Genomic DNA, 15,881 nt, shown 5'->3' with positions numbered 1-15,881 from the left:
AAACTGGACTGGACGATTTTCAGTTTTTCGGATGCTTGGATGGGCCAAATAAAATCCGCTCTGAGACGCCAGACTGGGGGCATAGGTGCCCGCCGGATCTACGAAGACTTGCGAGACCAGGTACTGGCGCGGACATATGGGTCTGATGGCGTGCTGCCGTCGTCCAGATCTCTCGCCGGCGAACTCGGCGTCTCGAGATCGACGGTGACGGTGGCATACGAACAATTGGCCGCCGAGGGCTTCATCGAAGTTCGCCACGGCGCACGCCCGCGGGTCGCGAAGTCCGTGGTAGGAGGCAGCAAATCGCGCGCTGTGGATGCACTACCGACGCACGTCGTTCCCCTCTCGGAGTTTGGAAAGCGACTGCGGAAAGATCCGCCGAAGTGGACCGCGCCGTCTGGCCATCCCGCCGTGAACTTCCGGTATGGCGACCTCTCGCCGGCCGATTTTCCGGTTCTCGCCTGGAAGAAAGCCATCATTGCTGCCGTTACTCGACGCCCGGCCCGACTGGCCTACGACGATCCCAGCGGCGCGTTGCGGCTTCGGACCGCGCTGCAGGGATTTCTTTGGCGATCGAGGAGCGTCCGATGCAGCGTGGATCAGATCGTCGTCGTCAACGGATCGCAGCAGGGTCTCGACCTTTGCGCGCGACTGTTGCTCGATGCCGGCGACCGCTTCGTCATGGAAGATCCTGGATATCTGATGGCCAGGCACACATTCTCGTCGACCGGTGCGGCCCCTGTGCCCGTTCCCGTCGATAGAGACGGTCTCCAGACTGCCCGGCTCGCCGGCATCGACGCGCGGCTCGCCTACGTCACGCCATCGCACCAGTACCCGCTCGGCGGCGTTTTGCCGATCGCGCGACGGCACGAACTCTTGGCATGGGCCCGGCAGCGTGACGCCTGCGTGATTGAAGACGACTACGACAGCGAATACAGGTACGATACGAAGCCCGTGCCGCCGCTGCACGCCCTCGAAGGCGGCCACAACGTCGTCTATCTCGGAACTGTCTCCAAGACGCTCTCGCCGACAATGCGGATCGGATACATGGTCGTTCCGCTCGCACTCGTCTCGGCCTTCGCCGCGGCCAAGCAAATCATGGACCGCCACACGCCGCTCGCCGAGCAGGAGGCGCTGGCGTCCATGCTGGAGAGCGGCGCCTATGACAGCCACATGCGGCGCGTCCGGCGACGGAATGCCGAGCGACGCCAAACTTTGCTCGATATGTTGCGCCGGCGGTTCGGGGACCGGGTCAGGATCGAGGGCGCAGCGGCCGGCCTGCACCTAGTCGCCTGGTTCGACGATCTGCCACAGCGATCGGAAGAGGCGCTGGTCCGAACGGCCCGGTCCAAGGGCGTCGGTATCTATCCGATATCTGCGCTGTTCGACCGAAGGCGGCAAGGCCGCGCGCGTCCGGACGCAGTCGGCTTGATCATGGGCTACTCGGCTCTGGAGACGTGGCAAATCGACAAGGGCTGCAGGCTTCTCGCCGCCGCGATCGACGAAATCCGGGAGCAATAACTGGACTAGCAAAATCGTACAAAACTGTTCGTTCTGCACAGACCAGATTTGCCCTATCTCCGGGCCGAACGGAGATGAGCCATGTACGTACCCCCCGCCTTCAAGGACGACGACATCGAAAGCATCCGGACCACCATCCGGAATGCCCGTCTGGTCAACCTGGTCACCGCGACGGCTGAGGGGCCGGTTGCGACGCCTCTGCCGCTTTTCCTCGACCAAAGCGAGGGCGAGCACGGTACGCTTTACGGGCACCTCGCGAGAGCAAATCCCCAGTGGAAACTGCCACCGATCGGCGAAGCGCTGGCGATCTTCAATGGACCGGAGGCGTACGTGACGCCGTCGTGGTACGCGACCAAACAGGAGACAGGAAAGGTCGTGCCGACCTGGAACTACGTCGCAGTTCATGCCTACGGTCCGGTCGAGTTCTTCCATGAACCGGAGCGCCTGCTGGAAGTCGTCACGCGCCTGACCCGGAAGCACGAAGAGGTCCGCGCCAAGCCGTGGGCCGTCTCGGACGCGCCGGCCGACTTCATCGCGTCGCAACTTCGCGGCATCGTCGGGCTCCGGGTCCCGGTTAGTCGCTTCGAGGGTAAGCGCAAGATGAGTCAAAACCGTCCTGAGGCCGATCGTGTCGGAGTCTCCGCCGGGCTTGGTGCAAGTGATAATCCTCAGGACCGTGATGTCGCGCCACTGATCCCGCTGCGGGGCTAAACACGTGCGATGGTCGAAAGCCGAGCGCAAGAATTCGGGCATCAGATGTTGAAACTCGCCTTTTCAATGACTTTAGCTATTGCGGCCGGGATCAGTCTCGTCGTGCAGCAGGCCCCCAATGCCAATCTGCGCGTCGGGCTGGCCTCCACCGCCTGGTCGGGATTCATGAGCTATCTCTTCGGCGTGGTCTGCATAGCGGCGCTGGCCTTGCTGCTGCAGGAAGCTCCACCCACGATCGCGGCGGCATCGCGGATATCCTGGTTCGCCTGGAGCGGCGGCCTGTTCGGTGCGATCTTCATCGGCCTCGGGATCTTTCTCGTCCCGAAGCTTGGCGCCGCCACCTTCTTTGCGCTTCTATTCGCCGGCCAGATGCTTGGATCGATCGCCTTCGACCACTTCGGTCTGCTGGGCGTTCCGATCCACGAGGTGAGCGCGATCCGCGTCGCCGGCGCCGCCATGCTTGTCGGTGGTGTCGTTCTCGTTCGCATGTAGAACAGCGGTTTCGCGCAATGCACGCTCCATGCAAACCGAAGCCCGCTCCGTTCTACGGCTGGCGGGTCGTCGCCGCCTGCGAGCGCCGGGACCAAGATATCGAGAGACAGCTCATACGTTGCGCCCTGTCGCGGGGCGTATTGGATGCGCTCTATCGCCATTTAGAACTCATCCTTTGCGGTGCCGAGTTGGACGACCTTCACTTCGATACGCGCAACGCCATCAGGTCGTATGTCGGTGACCTCGTACAAGGCGCGATTGCACAGCCGCATGATCCGGTAACCCTGCGCAAGCGGGAACGGCAGCGTGCCGTATCCGCGAACTGCGGGCCGGATGTGGCTGCCAGCCCACCAGATCAGATAGTTGAGACGGCGGGATCACGTCAGCAGACTCCGGCGAATCTGCCGTTCGCGCCGAGGGGAGCCATGAGGGCCGGTGATGAGTAAGGAAAGAGAAGGCGAAAAGGGAGCAATGAAGGGCGGCGGACGGCACGAATTGTTCCTGGTGAATCTGACCAATGAAAAGCTGAAGGGCCACGGAGGAGTGGCGGAAACGAGATCAAGCTCGACGTCAACGGGCTTGAGCCTGGCAGGGGTTGGCCGCGAAAGCAGTTTTTCCCGTCCAGTGGTACCCGGGATTATTGGCGCTGGTCAGAACGATTCAGGGAGTACCAGCTGAACTGTTACGACGGGGACACCTATGCCGTTGTCACCATCAGCGGCTACGGAATCGGGGTGCTTGTTACTGCCACGAGCCCCGATACGTGGAAATGGTAGTATAGCGCACGCGCGGTGCCGCCCTTCGGCCTCGCCTACGGCCGCAGTCCACGCCTCATCCGTCCAGCCCCGCATGGCTTCCGGCACCACCAAGGTCACCGCCAACACCACCGGCCATGTAAAGTTTCACCACTGGCGGCACCACCACTGGCTACATGAACACTGCGGGCAACTTCATCCTCCCCGGCATCGGCATCACTGGGACCATTAGTGCCTCGTCGTTGGCCGTCATCAACGGAGCCAACAGCAGTGGCGATTGCCAGCGGGAGCAAACGACACTTCGCTCTCTCCCATCGACGCATGATAGCTATTCCTTCCTACGATGCGGACGGGGTGGTTTGCGCCCTTTAGGCAAGGTCTTGGGAGTCCCTGCACGTTTCGATGGCCGAACAAAGAATTCGGACACATGAACGCCCAGCCTTTCGGCGATGCGGTCGAGAAGATCAATCGTCGGGCTTTTCGATTGCCGCTCAAGACCGGCGATGTAGGAGCAGTCAATCCCGGTATCGTAAGCCAATTTCTCTTGCGAAATACCGCGTTTCAGACGGATCCGACGCACGTTGCAGGCCACAAGTGCACCAGTTTTCATGCGGCAAAGCATGCCATTCGCTCGGTCAAACCACTGGTTATAACCCCACTATTAGCAACACAGTTAGCTGCCTTTGCGGAAGCTGGCGACTTTGTCGGTTGAAGGAAGCGCTGGTTGCGACTGAGACGCCGCAGTCATGCTTCGCCCACCCCTACCAAGAATGCGTTGGCACATGACTTTTAATCACGGGGGCCTGGGTTCGAGCCCCAGCGCGCTCACCAAATAACTTAGAAAATCGCCTCAATACTGATCACGTGTCGTAGACCGTTTTGAGCCTCCGGGTAACACGGGGGTAACAGATTTCCCGGGCAAGCACGTACGGCCCTACACATTTTCGTCCAGAAGCGAACAGGCCAATTAGAACGAGTGCCACGAACGCGTCGCAATCTCCACGCACATAGGAGCCGGGCTCCCTCGCACGATTCGCACTGTCTGAACGAGCCTGACAGGTTGGCCCGCCCAGCCGGGTACTAAATGGGTGCGTAGCATCCAGCCTGTCCGCTCGCCGCGTCACCTCGCACGTAGGCAATGCAGCATGCACGAAACCGCCCGCTGCGATCACTGCGAAGAAGAGTTCGCGCCGAAAGAGCTAGGCATTCACAACGTCCACCAAACAATCCGTCCTTCAGGTATAAAAATAGACCAGAGGCAGAAAGACGTATGTCCACCAGGCTAAGCCAGCCAATCCGGCCAGGACGACCATATCCTCGTCGCTCATGGGGATCTCCGAGAGCGGTTTCGATTACCCTCTAAACCAACGAGCGGCGGTGCGCGTTTCAATCGCGCATCAATTATACTTCAAAGGGGGAACATTTTGCGTTTCGCCGTCCCGGTGACCTTGCCGCTTTCAGTCTGCGAAGCCTATCGCTGATCTCCCGGGCGAATGCTTCGAGCAGGACAGCCCGATGAGCCAATTCGAGCGGATGCTCAAGTCGCTGAAGTTCGGGTAGGTAGTCCATCAACGCACTCGGGATGGACGGGGCGTCAGAGAGTGTCTGGCGTCTTAAGCTCGTGGCGGACTCTCTCTTCCTTCAACTGTTGCTCCGCTTCGTACCAAAAGTCGTCTATCCGACCTTCAGGCTTCCCGGCTCCCAAAGTCTGTATGCGCGGGCGCGTATCTTGTCTGAGTCTGTTTGGGGCATGGTGTTTCTCTCATCGAGCGCAATGCTAATTGCGGAAGTAACTCGACTGATTTTGAGGGGTTCCAGATTCCCGAAGGTGCGCCACGCGCGAGAGCCACCCTCACTCAAGAGGCGGCCTGAACCGTTCCTAGCCAAGCGGCCAAGCGGTTACGCGGCAGCCCATGCCAACAACTCGTTCATTACATGCTCTTTGATCGCCGCTGGCTCCCGCTCGCCTTGCGAAGCAAGCCATAGAATGCGCTCCGCGACCTCCACCGCAGAACGATGTTGCTGACGGGTGAAGGCCGGGCTCGCGAGCACTTCATCGAGAATGGTGCGGAGCAACTGCACCGTAGGTGTGTCGTACGCCATGTGCCGAATACCCGAATACTGAACAATTCACAGCTCAAAAGGTCGCCCGCGCAATATGAGCAGGCCGATCTTCTCGTTCGGTCGAGCAGCAATTTGCCGGAAACCGGCAATCTACGACGGGTTGATTACGGGTCTATGACAGCGAAACAGCAACGCCAACGCTCGAAATAAGTGCAGGCGGCGCTGTCCAGCCCCCGGGAAGGTGATTGCAAAATTCCGGCACGGATTAGTCTGAACAGCTTAGGCCAAGGTTCAGTGGCACTCGCGGATAAACAAGAGGCCGCCAACTGAGTGGTCTCAAATAGGTCGGGGCCCTTAGCCCCGAAGAATTCAACCACCCATCGCCGTGTGGCTAGCCGCCTCCAAAATGCTTGAGGCCCCACTCAAACGCGCCCTTTACTAGCGGGTTTTCCCAGACCTGCTTCAGCAAGCTCTTTGCCTTTTCCTGCTCGACCGTGCTCGCGTTCGAACTGTCAATATAGTTGTTCAACCTTTCGAGATTCACACTGACGTTCTGAATGTTCCCTTGGCCCCCAACTTGCACGCCCTGCGAGCCGTGGATGTTGATGCTTGCGTCGAGCGTAATTGCTGTTGGCGGTATTGCGCGTCCCTCAATTACGTCTGTCCCTTCGCCGGTGATTCTCGCGTGTATGACCACATACTCTATACCGCTCGTCGTTGACGGTTTGCGGGGGTTCCAATCTATCAGACCCTTGTCCAGCAAGTTGCGCTTTGCCAAGGTCGCGAGATGCTAACTCAAGATCAGCGAAGTCGGCCAATTCAAGATGGCCCTTCGTTTCCCGCAGGTCGTAAAACCGCTTGAGCACCAGGTCCCGCGCCTCGCTGTCATTCATCCTGGAGGCACCCGCTTAGTTGCAAGGATATTTACGGACCTCCACGTGAGCTGCAAGGATTGCTCGCCCTCATCAGGAATGGGTGTTCGCGTCGTCCGAACAGCCTTCCGGCTTGCCGTCCTGATTGATGCACGCCCGATAGTGCCAGGGCGCGGCGTAACTCCCCGCCCACATGCCGCGCCCCGCGTGTTCGGCTTCGCGTTGCGCGCTGTCGTATTGCCTTTGGAGTAGCGAGGCCAATCGAGCGCGAGCCCACCCCGCACAAGCCACTCCGCAAGATCGGCACCGTTGACTGAGCACGTTGCGACTGTGCGCCCATAGACATCACCGCTCACCGCCATGTCTGATCTGCGTCTTAGCGACGAAGCCCCGGCTCCTCGATCTCAAAGAAGAGGCCCGGCGCCTCGCCGGGATCACGCACGAGCAGGTCAAGTCTCGTCCTGATCGTGGTCGAAGAACTGACCGAACAAAGAGCCACAGCCGGCGGCGTGCGGCGCTCATCCAAGACAAGATGCGCCGGACAAAGACGAGGTCGGTGAGAGCGAGGCAGCGGCGTGGCGCAAGCACCACGAGACGCAACGCTTCGGCCGGCCGCGAGCGCGTGAGGTTCGTTGCCTTGCTGAGTTTCGCCCGCTCGATAAGCGGCGCTCGCGCTACAACGCCAACGGTACGACCGTCCTGCAATTTCGAGAGGCCGTGCCGCCACAACGGTGAAAATCGGCACGCGGTGCCTCGCAGTGGAGCATGCACCGCGTGCCGCCGAAGCTCGTGCCAGTGCGCAGGCGACGACCAGCTCGCCGATACTGGTCGCCTCTTCCACGAGCATCAGTACGTCGCGTATGCCGCATCCACCTGACGAGAAGCTGACCAAGCGGCCACTTGCATTTGTCTGGTCCGGAGGCAGCCATGACCATAATTGGAGCTGTACGAGAGCAGAAGAAGCGCAGGCGCGGCCAGCGTAGCGAATCTCACAACAACAGAGGTCACGATCCGGAGCGGCGCCGTCAGCGCGTTCGGTTTATCGCAAGATCTCGACAACACTCTGCGATGCCCCTCACCCGAACTGTTAGCTGACTCCGGTTTGCGCTCGCCACAAACGAGTGTAGGCGCCTTCGACTCTCAGCAGATCAGCGTGCCTTCCTTGCGCAACAACCCGTCCCTTGTCCAAGACGACGATCTTGTCGGCTCCACAAATGGTACTGAGACGATGGGAGATGACGATGATGATCTTGCCGGCCCGACGCAGATCGTCAATCAGCCGCACGACGGATGCCTCGGCAGCCGAGTCGAGAGAGGATGTCGCCTCGTCCAAAATCAGGATCTTCGGATCGCGATACAAAGCCCGAGCCAACGCGAGGCGCTGCTTCTCGCCGCCGGAGAGGCGTATGCCGCTCTCGCCCAGATAGGCCTGGAAACCGCCGGGCCAGCGCTTGATCAACTCGCACAGCCCAAGTTGATCGCAGATTTGCAGTATCTTCTCGATGTCAGGCTCGAACTCGCCAAGAGCGATGTTCTCGATCAGCGAGCCCGAGAACACGTCGATCGATTGCGGTACCGCAGCAATAACCCTGCACAGGGATACGGTCGAGAAGTCCTGGACGTCATAGGGCCCGATCCGGATGCGTCCACCCTCGAGCGGATAAACGTTCTGTAGTAGCGCCACAAGGGAGCTCTTGCCTGAGCCGCTTTCCCCCACCACGGCCGTCATCTCGCCTCGGCCGAAAGTGACGCTGAGATCCTGGAAAAGGTTCGGCTGCGCGCCATGGCGAAACGTGACGTTCTCCAGGCAGATATCGCCAAGGTCGGACTTGGTGGCATCAATGCCACCACCGCTTGCCGGTTCCAGATCGAAGATCTCGAACAGGCGATCCGCCGCGATAAACGCATCCTGAACGATCCGATTGGTTTCGATCAGGTTGGCAATCGGCCGGGTAATATAGCCAAGCAACGTGTAGCAGGACAGTAGTTCGCCAGGCGTGATGGTCTGATCGAGGGCAAGCGTCGTACCGAACCACATCAGCACGATGGTGAATAGGCTCGAGAGGAAGGTCGAGGCATTGTCTCCGAAGACTGAGATGAGGCCGGAGCTGTAGACGGAATGCAGCGTCTTGATGAAGCGGGTCTCCATCTTAAGATTGGCCAGGCTCTCTATACCGAACGTCTTGATCGTGGACACCGCTCCGAGTGATTCAACCAATTGCGCCTCCAGGTCGGCGGCATTTTCCATAATGGCCCGCTGGCGCTTCCTGTTCAGCCGGTTGATGGTCCAATAGACCAGTAAGTATAGTGGGATAGAGGTCGCCACGGCCAAGGCGATCTTCCACGAATACACAAACATCAGCCCCAATGAGAACAGTATGACAAGCAGATTGACGAACATGGTGATTGAGACGTCGTTCAGGAAGCTCCTGATCTTCACCGCGTCATTCATGCGGGAGACGATCTCGCCCATGCGCATTCCGTCGAAGAACTTTTGGGGCAGGCTTAGGATGTGATTGTAGTAGCCGAGGATCAAGTGAACATCGATCTTCTGACCCGTTTGCAGCGTGAGCTGGTGTCTGAGCAGATCGATCAGGATCTGTGGCACCAGGATCAGCAGCATGGCGACGCTCATCAGGTTCAGCAAGTTGCGGTTGCCCGCTGTGATCACATGATCGACGATCTTCTGAACGTAGATGGCCGTGGAGAGGCCGAGGATCGTCGTCACCAATGCCCCGACGAGAGCCTGCACCATCACCTCTCTGTGTGGAGCAAGCAGACGGGCAAAACGGGCGAGGGGTAAGGTGGTTTCGTCGCGTCGCTCGAAGGTGCCTGCCGGAACCAGGAGCACCAGGACGCCGGTCCATTGCGTCTTGAATTCCTGATGCGACAGCTTGCGGATTTCGCCATAGGCCGGGTCCATGATGACGACCCACCTCGCATCGACGGCCTGGATGACGACGAAGTGGTGCAGTGTCTCCTTGACGATGACGTGCGCGATGGCGGGCTTGGGAATCTTGTACAGGCTATCGAACCCACCCTTTACCCCCTTGGCGATGAACCCTAGTTTTTGAGCCGCTTGCGTGAGGCCAGACACCGTGGTGCCGGAGCGGTCTGTCGAGGCATACTGGCGGATGCGCGACAAGGGCAACTTGTAACCATAGAAGGCTGCGACAGAAGCAAGACTGGCGGCCCCGCAATCTGTGATATCGCGCTGCTTGAATTTGATGACTTTGCTCGACATAGAGCGCCCGGGCTATTTGGAAACGAAACAACTAGCGGGCCACAAGGAGCGGATTGAGCCAATCGTCGAGCTCATTGTAGAGGAGTTGAAAGAGACTGCGCTCGGCCACGAGGAAGCGGGCTCGGACCGTCATGCCTTTTTTCAACTTACCGATGACCCCGTTCTTGAGCGTGAGGTAACTGCCAGAGAGCGCGCAGCGGACCTTAAAGATCGGGTTCCTATCATGGAGGGTGAAGTCCTGGGCCACGTCGAGCACTGTCGCCTCTAGAACACCCCATTGATTGTAGTTGAAGGCATCCACCTGGAGCCGTACTGACTGGCCGGTTCGCACAAAGCCGATGTCGTTGGGGGAGACGTAGATCTCCGCCACCAGTTCGCCATCCGGCGACACGCGAGCGACAGTTTGTCCCGCCTGGACGTAGCCACCGGCGGTGAGGCCGGAGAATTGCTCTAGAGCCCCGGACACGGGAGCTCGAATGCGGGTGAGATCTCGTTCGTTTTCGAGCTGATGCAAGCGGGCTATGAGGTCCTTTAAGCGTAGGTTCGTGTCGAAGAGCTGCTGGTTCCATTCGGCGGTTTTGCGCCGAGCAAGGATCTCGCCTTTGACCTCAATGCTCTGCAGCGCGAACGCCCTGTCGTCGACCGCCTTTGCGGGCGCTGCAGCAACAGCGAGCAGCCGCTTGGCGCGCTCGAGTTCTGCCGCGGCGTTACTGCGGGCATATTCGTTCTCCCGCAGCAGGTTCAGAAAATGCAGCCGCTCGGCCGTGGCAGACTCGGTCAGCAGGTGGATCGGGTCCTTGGCCTCTGTTCCCGAGGAGATCAGGGTCTCGAGGTCACGGGCCAGATCGCCCTTGGCGCGAATTTCGCCTGTAACTGCCCCAAGCTTCTCCTCAACCACCTGATCATCGAGGGTGAGGATCTCTTGCCCCTGGGCAACAACATCGTTCTCAACGGCAAGGATACGCGAGATGCGCCCTGAGACGGGCGCGATCAGGGGTGTCTTCTCGATGGTGGGCCGAATGGCGCCGGCACTTTGAACAGAGACCGTTATGGTGATGAGTGGCAGCGCCGACAATGCCGCGACCACAGAAATCAAAATGACCTTGTAGATGAGCAGAGATCGTCCTGACCTTCGGGAGAGGATGCTCTCCGCAGTGTAGCTGACAATTTCAGCCGGAAGTAAGACATCGCTCATACAACAAGTTCATTTCCTGACGACGATCAGCAGTTTCCATGGAAACTGCTAATCTGCCGAGAATAGAGAATTTCCGCCGCCTACGTTCTAATGGCGCGGGTTTGCGGCCGCTCCCCCTATAGCTGCAACTGCAAGGCCTACTACCCCCACAATTGCGAAAGCGATTGCCCAAAACACCCCTCCCGAAGTTGCGGACGCTTCTTCAGAAGTTAGCTCGGTCACACCATAGGCTGACATATCGGTCTTCATTGTTGTCTCCACCTTTAAGTCATTAGTCAGCGACTGACGCTCCGCAGCTCCTGCCGCGGCAAAAGGAAGTAACTCAAGAATCGTGCCACCGCAGGAGGAGCTCCAGAAGAACCGTTCGGTATTTTTTGACGATGACTGTGGGCCCGCGGTGCGCCGGCTGAACATAACCGTGTCGCGGACGCGACAAATCCGACACCAGGAGTGCTCGACGTCCAGCTGAAACGTCTCGAGCAAGTTTAAGATCTCGTAGCGATATACGATCGGTTCGGTCGGTAGGGGCTAGAACCCGAACCGACCAAGACCCGTTTGTAGACTTCCGGTCCAAGCCCGCTTGGCGTCATCCCGCGATGGCCCCGACCACATTCAACCTTCCTGGTTTCGTATGCGGATCAAGGGAGGAATAATCCAGCTGCAATGGCTGCCGCTAGCCCGGCCAAAACTCCCGCAATCGCCCAGAACCACCCTCCCGAAGTTGCGGATGCTTCTTCAGGAGTTAGTTCGGTTACACCATAAGCTGACACATCGATCTTCATTGTCGTCTCCTTTTCAAATGCGTAGATCAGTCAGCATACCGGTCGGGAGCCGCTGACGTTGTGCGAAGGAAGAAACTCAAAAATCGTGCCAATTGCACAGCAGCGCTCGAGAAAAGTCATTCTGTTGACTATTCAACGGTCTAACTGTCAGCACGGCGCCATGCTAGTCGAAACATCGTGCCGTCCTGGATGTGACAAAGCCGGCAATCGAGACAACGCAATGCAAGTCGAGAGCAGCAACGAACAGATCGTGCAAGTTCAGCTCAATGAACGAGGTGCGATCCGCGACGTCACAGCGATTGAACATATTTGCCGTCCGCGTTCGCGCTCTCTGGGCGAACGCGCCCTGCGCCATTTATGTTCTAACGACGCTTAATAGCTAATACCACTTCCGCTATGCCCGCGGCTGCTAGGGCTACTAGCCCAAACACTCCGAGAGCTACTCCCCAAAACATCCCTCCTGAAGTTGCGGATGCTTCCTCATGCGTTAATTCGGTTAGACCATAGGCTGACATATCGATTTTCATTGTCACTTCCTTTAGAGGATCAGTCAGTGATGAATGACTGGCCGGCAGCTCCTGCCGCTGAGAAAGAGATAAATTCAAAAGTCGGGCCAACTCCGCAGGAAATCACAGAAAGACCGCTCTGCTTTTTTATTCAGTGGCTTAGCTGAGAGCGCCGGGCACGCCAGCCATACCACGTCTCGGATGCGACAAAACCGACAACAGGAGGCAACACAAGATAGGTCGGGGAGCGGCAAGGAGGGGAAATGGATCCGCGGCACCTGGCGCGGAACAGCGGATTCCATCATAGCAACAGCGGACAGTGTTATGGACGTGCGTTCCTTCAATCTGGTGATGGACAAAGGAGCGCGGTGGAGCCGTCGATAATGCGGCAATTGACGCATCGCCGAAGCAGGTTTGTGCGGCACTCAACGGCCTCGACGTGCTAAGCGGTGGCATCTCTGGGGCGGCGACGGACTTCAACGGCTGTCCAATTGGAGATACTCTGATGCCGATTGGCCGGTCTTTACCGGTTGAAGACAACGGTTTGAACGCGATTCAAGCTCTCAAACCGGGGGCATCGGAGGAAACCTGCCGGAAACCTATGGCCCCCGCACCACTTGCTATAATCGCTTCGTTGTGAGGTCGGAGTAGAGGCGTTCACGCAAACGGGACTGCAAGGGACAATTTCCGGCTGACGCTACAATTGTCAGACGTCATTGGGCGAAGGCCCATCAACTGATCCGTCGAGGCTATAATCGATATAGCGTCGAACGCTTAGAGCCGGGCGGCTGCATCATCAATCTTCATGCTGTGAATATCATCTAAGCGCTTCTGAGTCAGTTGGCCCTGCCGGCACACCAGCCTAGCCCGCCCGTTCGATTGTCGCCTCCACACGCACCATCTCCGAATCTCATCGGAGCCACTGAATCACGGTCGCCGGCCGCAGCGAGCACCTTTTCAATGCCGGATAGAGTTCTCAACTTATCTTACTGGCTTTCGCCGCAAGACTGCGAAGCATCCGCTATTCTTGCTGGAAAAGAGCATTCTTTTCTGATGACGGCGGAAATTGTGCATCAGATTCAAATAATAATTTATGTGTCGAGCGGACGAACGGCTGCTAGGCAGCGATTTTTGATCTCTATTCCGCCGTAAAATCGCGGGCATTCATGCGCAATCATGATCTTGTCTCCAGTGGTTTCCTGGGACTGACCGCGACCGGTCTCGTGCTACTTGGCTCCAGCCTGCTCGCCATTGCCCTTATTTGAGGCCGAGGGCAAGACAATCTTGTTCAAAGCCGCAACCAGACACCTGTTCGGGAACGACATCGATGGCAGATGTCTGCTTCGATGGGCTCTGCTGCTCGCTGGCGCGAGCGTTGTGCTTGCCGTCATCACGGCGGCGGACGCGGCCGACTGTCCGCGCCAGAATGCGCTCGGCACCGCGCGCGTACTCACGCTCGACGCCAAGACTTATCCGCGAGTTGGACTGAATAGCTTTCCGCAGACGCTGCCGCTCGCCGACCACGAGGTCGTGTTGACCTTCGACGACGGTCCGCGGCCGCCGTTCACGCAAAAGGTGCTGGCAGCGCTTGCGCAGGAATGCGTGCGCGCCACGTTCTTCTTGGTCGGCAAGTCTTCAGCCGAGTTTCCCGAGCTCGTCCTGCGCACGGCCGCGCAAGGCCACACCATCGCGCACCACACCTGGTCACATCCGATGTCGTCCAAAATCAGCTTCGAGCAGGCTAAGGAGGATATCGACCGCGGCATTGCGGCTGACGAGATGGCACTCAATGGGGTCTCGACCACGACACCCGCGACTCCATTTTTTCGCTTTCCCTATTTCGACTCGACGCCTGCGATGCTCGATCTTTTGCAGTCGCGCGGGATCATCGTCTTCGGGGCGGACCTGTGGGCTAGCGATTGGGAGGACATGACCTCGGAACAGGAGCTAAAGCTCATCATCAGCCGCCTAGATGTTGCGGGCAAGGGCATCATCCTGTTTCACGACCCGAAGGCACATACTGCGGCCATGATGCCCGCCTTCCTGCGGTACCTGCACGACAACAGCTATCGCATTGTACACATTGTTCCGGAACCAACACCGCAGAAGAACTCCGACTTGCCTATACCGGGTCATGAGCGCCCAACACGGGGTGATGCGGTGCCGATCGCTACACCGTGACTTCGGCTGAATGAACGGCAGAGCTGAAGCTAAAATATAGGCTATGTCTGCAAGATCGGACAGTGCGTTCGATCTTGCCAGCCCGCACATCCCAAGCAGCCGGTTCTCACAACTCCGAACGGAGTCAACTCCCAGGCATCATTTCTGGGCCGGAACAATTGTAGGTAACTTAAGCGAAGCTACCATGCCCAACATGCCCAGGAAGCACACGATGCCAGTAAGAGAAGAGACTATCGCCCAAAAAGCTGCCCAAGAAGAAACAGTCCAAAAATCCACCTAGAACAAATAAGAAAGGAACGAGCGGCGGCCTGATTTCTGTGGGCTTTTACAGCACTTGCCGAGTTGTTAGCGTGCCTGGGAGCCGCAAGAAACTACAGGCAATGGTTGTCCTCAAGATCGGCCCGATCAAGTCGCGCTTCAGCGGCACCGTCAAACTGGATCAGAGCGGGGCGCCCGACTCTTTTTCGCTGTCAGGGCAAGGGAATGGCGGAATGGCGGGCCACGTGCGGGGCGGTGCTCAAGTGACTCTCGCGGCCGATGGACCTGATCGGACCATCCTGCGCTACGGAGCGCACGCTGAGGTCGGGGGTAAACTTGCGCAGTTGGGAAGCCGACTTGTTCAGTCTACCGCACGCTCACTTTCCGCACAGTTCTTCGAGACCTTCGCAGTCGTCGCAGGTGGGGATAATCGCCTCAATCTGCCCGGCTCACCCGAAACTGCAGGACGTTTCTCTCATCCACAACGCTGATACGTCGGTATCGAATTCCACGATGTTCATGCGGTCCCCTTGGTTCGATCAAAATCGCCGCTACGTAGCTCGTCTAACGTTCTAAGCCCAAATGCTTAGACCCGGGCGCGCTGCCAAGATTGCCCCGCCATCCGTGCGGCGTGGTCGGTGACCGCGCTCGTGTCACCGAGAGTTGTGAAGCGACGCACTTCTGGGCGGAAATACACGTCGTGAGGATCTGCAGATCGTCGTCGGCACGCCGGGAGGCGCTTCGTCATGCGCGAAGTTGCCACCTTCGAACACGCCATCGGGTTTCACAGGCCGCGCTGTCCCAAAGGACAGAAGTCATGCTGCGCGGCGAGAGCTCGCCGGCGGGGGCGATCGGCGCGTAGCCCGCAGAACTCAGGATCGATGTGTCCATTTCCTCAGTGTAGGCGCGCTGGCCACCTTCCCCTGCGCCATGTCAGCATTCGGTTGACCGACGGAATTTTTCCGCATTCTCCGCGGCAACAGCTAGTGCCTGAGAGAGCTTGAGCGCCTGATCGGCCGTTACCTGAAAATGAACGCCCACAAGGCTCGCGATAGCGACAGTGATCTCGTCGTCGATCTGCTCAACTATGATCGCAGCCGACTCGTCGATTTCGATCTCTGCGATACGCCCGAGGTCGTCACGTTCCTTTGCCATCGCTACACTCCCCATGTGCCCCCGCCATTGGTATATTGGAGATCTTGTATTAGGTCACTGCGGAATTGATGGGCACCGCGAGAGCTGGCGGGCCAGAATGCTCTGAGCACTGCGCCTGGCTGTAATCATCGATAAAAGCCCGCCA

Annotated in this window: 15 protein-coding genes; 7 read left to right on the top strand and 8 right to left on the bottom strand. The window is 58.6% G+C overall.

The annotated features are described in order from the left end of the window. Positions 1-39: 39 nt before the first annotated feature. The 4 genes from pdxR to ACR9YP_RS12640 all read left to right on the top strand — a co-directional run bounded on the left by pdxR (position 40) and on the right by ACR9YP_RS12640 (position 3,402). On the top strand, positions 40-1,521 hold the full coding sequence (gene pdxR / locus ACR9YP_RS12655) for a MocR-like pyridoxine biosynthesis transcription factor PdxR (protein WP_474221057.1): 1,482 nt from the start codon (positions 40-42) through the stop codon (positions 1,519-1,521). 81 nt (positions 1,522-1,602) lie between these two features. Then, positions 1,603-2,232 carry an FMN-binding negative transcriptional regulator gene (locus ACR9YP_RS12650; protein ID WP_474220009.1) on the top strand — a complete coding sequence of 210 codons (630 nt, stop codon included), beginning with the start codon at positions 1,603-1,605 and terminating at the stop codon, positions 2,230-2,232. A gap of 45 nt (positions 2,233-2,277) precedes the next feature. Further along, the gene (locus ACR9YP_RS12645; RefSeq protein ID WP_438101710.1) at positions 2,278-2,724 is read left to right on the top strand and encodes a DMT family transporter; all 447 of its coding nucleotides are present in this window, start codon (positions 2,278-2,280) and stop codon (positions 2,722-2,724) included. A gap of 438 nt (positions 2,725-3,162) precedes the next feature. Next, on the top strand, positions 3,163-3,402 hold the full coding sequence (locus tag ACR9YP_RS12640; protein ID WP_474220008.1) for a hypothetical protein: 240 nt from the start codon (positions 3,163-3,165) through the stop codon (positions 3,400-3,402). A gap of 405 nt (positions 3,403-3,807) precedes the next feature. Here ACR9YP_RS12640 and ACR9YP_RS12635 read toward each other — a convergent pair whose 3' ends face one another. After that, a complete protein-coding gene (locus ACR9YP_RS12635) occupies positions 3,808-3,999 on the bottom strand; it encodes a helix-turn-helix domain-containing protein (RefSeq protein ID WP_474221056.1) in 192 nt (63 codons plus the stop codon). Here ACR9YP_RS12635 and ACR9YP_RS12630 point away from each other — a divergent pair. Beyond that, on the top strand, positions 3,907-4,191 hold the full coding sequence (locus ACR9YP_RS12630) for a hypothetical protein (protein ID WP_474221223.1): 285 nt from the start codon (positions 3,907-3,909) through the stop codon (positions 4,189-4,191). The genes ACR9YP_RS12635 and ACR9YP_RS12630 overlap by 93 nt on opposite strands. Positions 4,192-5,073: 882 nt before the next feature. On the opposite strand, the gene ACR9YP_RS12625 is transcribed toward ACR9YP_RS12630, so the two are convergent. The 6 genes from ACR9YP_RS12625 to ACR9YP_RS12600 form a co-directional block, all read right to left on the bottom strand. After that, positions 5,074-5,184, bottom strand: a complete 111-nt coding sequence (locus ACR9YP_RS12625) for a DUF2934 domain-containing protein (RefSeq protein WP_474220007.1) — start codon at positions 5,182-5,184, stop codon at positions 5,074-5,076. 194 nt (positions 5,185-5,378) lie between these two features. After that, entirely contained in the window at positions 5,379-5,582 is a 204-nt protein-coding gene (locus ACR9YP_RS12620) for a hypothetical protein (protein WP_474220005.1), read from the bottom strand. Positions 5,583-5,934: 352 nt separating this feature from the next. After that, positions 5,935-6,321, bottom strand: a complete 387-nt coding sequence (locus ACR9YP_RS12615) for a hypothetical protein (RefSeq protein ID WP_474220004.1) — start codon at positions 6,319-6,321, stop codon at positions 5,935-5,937. A 1,181-nt stretch (positions 6,322-7,502) separates the two neighbouring features. Continuing rightward, a complete protein-coding gene (locus ACR9YP_RS12610; protein WP_474220003.1) occupies positions 7,503-9,659 on the bottom strand; it encodes a peptidase domain-containing ABC transporter in 2,157 nt (718 codons plus the stop codon). A gap of 31 nt (positions 9,660-9,690) precedes the next feature. Beyond that, positions 9,691-10,776: an HlyD family secretion protein gene (locus ACR9YP_RS12605; protein WP_474221055.1), complete on the bottom strand. Its 1,086-nt coding sequence runs from the start codon at positions 10,774-10,776 to the stop codon at positions 9,691-9,693. Positions 10,777-11,492: 716 nt separating this feature from the next. After that, positions 11,493-11,636, bottom strand: coding sequence for a hypothetical protein (locus tag ACR9YP_RS12600; protein ID WP_438101720.1), 144 nt, complete (start codon positions 11,634-11,636; stop codon positions 11,493-11,495). 1,844 nt (positions 11,637-13,480) lie between these two features. Between ACR9YP_RS12600 and ACR9YP_RS12595 the strand changes: the two genes are divergently transcribed. Further along, positions 13,481-14,323: a polysaccharide deacetylase family protein gene (locus ACR9YP_RS12595; RefSeq protein ID WP_474221054.1), complete on the top strand. Its 843-nt coding sequence runs from the start codon at positions 13,481-13,483 to the stop codon at positions 14,321-14,323. Between the two features lie 317 nt (positions 14,324-14,640). Beyond that, on the top strand, positions 14,641-15,072 hold the full coding sequence (locus tag ACR9YP_RS12590; protein ID WP_474220001.1) for a CoxG family protein: 432 nt from the start codon (positions 14,641-14,643) through the stop codon (positions 15,070-15,072). A gap of 442 nt (positions 15,073-15,514) precedes the next feature. Here the strand turns inward: ACR9YP_RS12590 and ACR9YP_RS12585 are convergent, their stop codons facing one another. Further along, a complete protein-coding gene (locus tag ACR9YP_RS12585) occupies positions 15,515-15,736 on the bottom strand; it encodes a hypothetical protein (RefSeq protein ID WP_474220000.1) in 222 nt (73 codons plus the stop codon). Positions 15,737-15,881: the final 145 nt, after the last annotated feature.

The organism is Bradyrhizobium sp. BR14999 (assembly GCF_056106085.1).
Note: the sequence above shows the minus strand (reverse complement) of the source record. Positions and strands in the feature narration are given on the sequence as shown.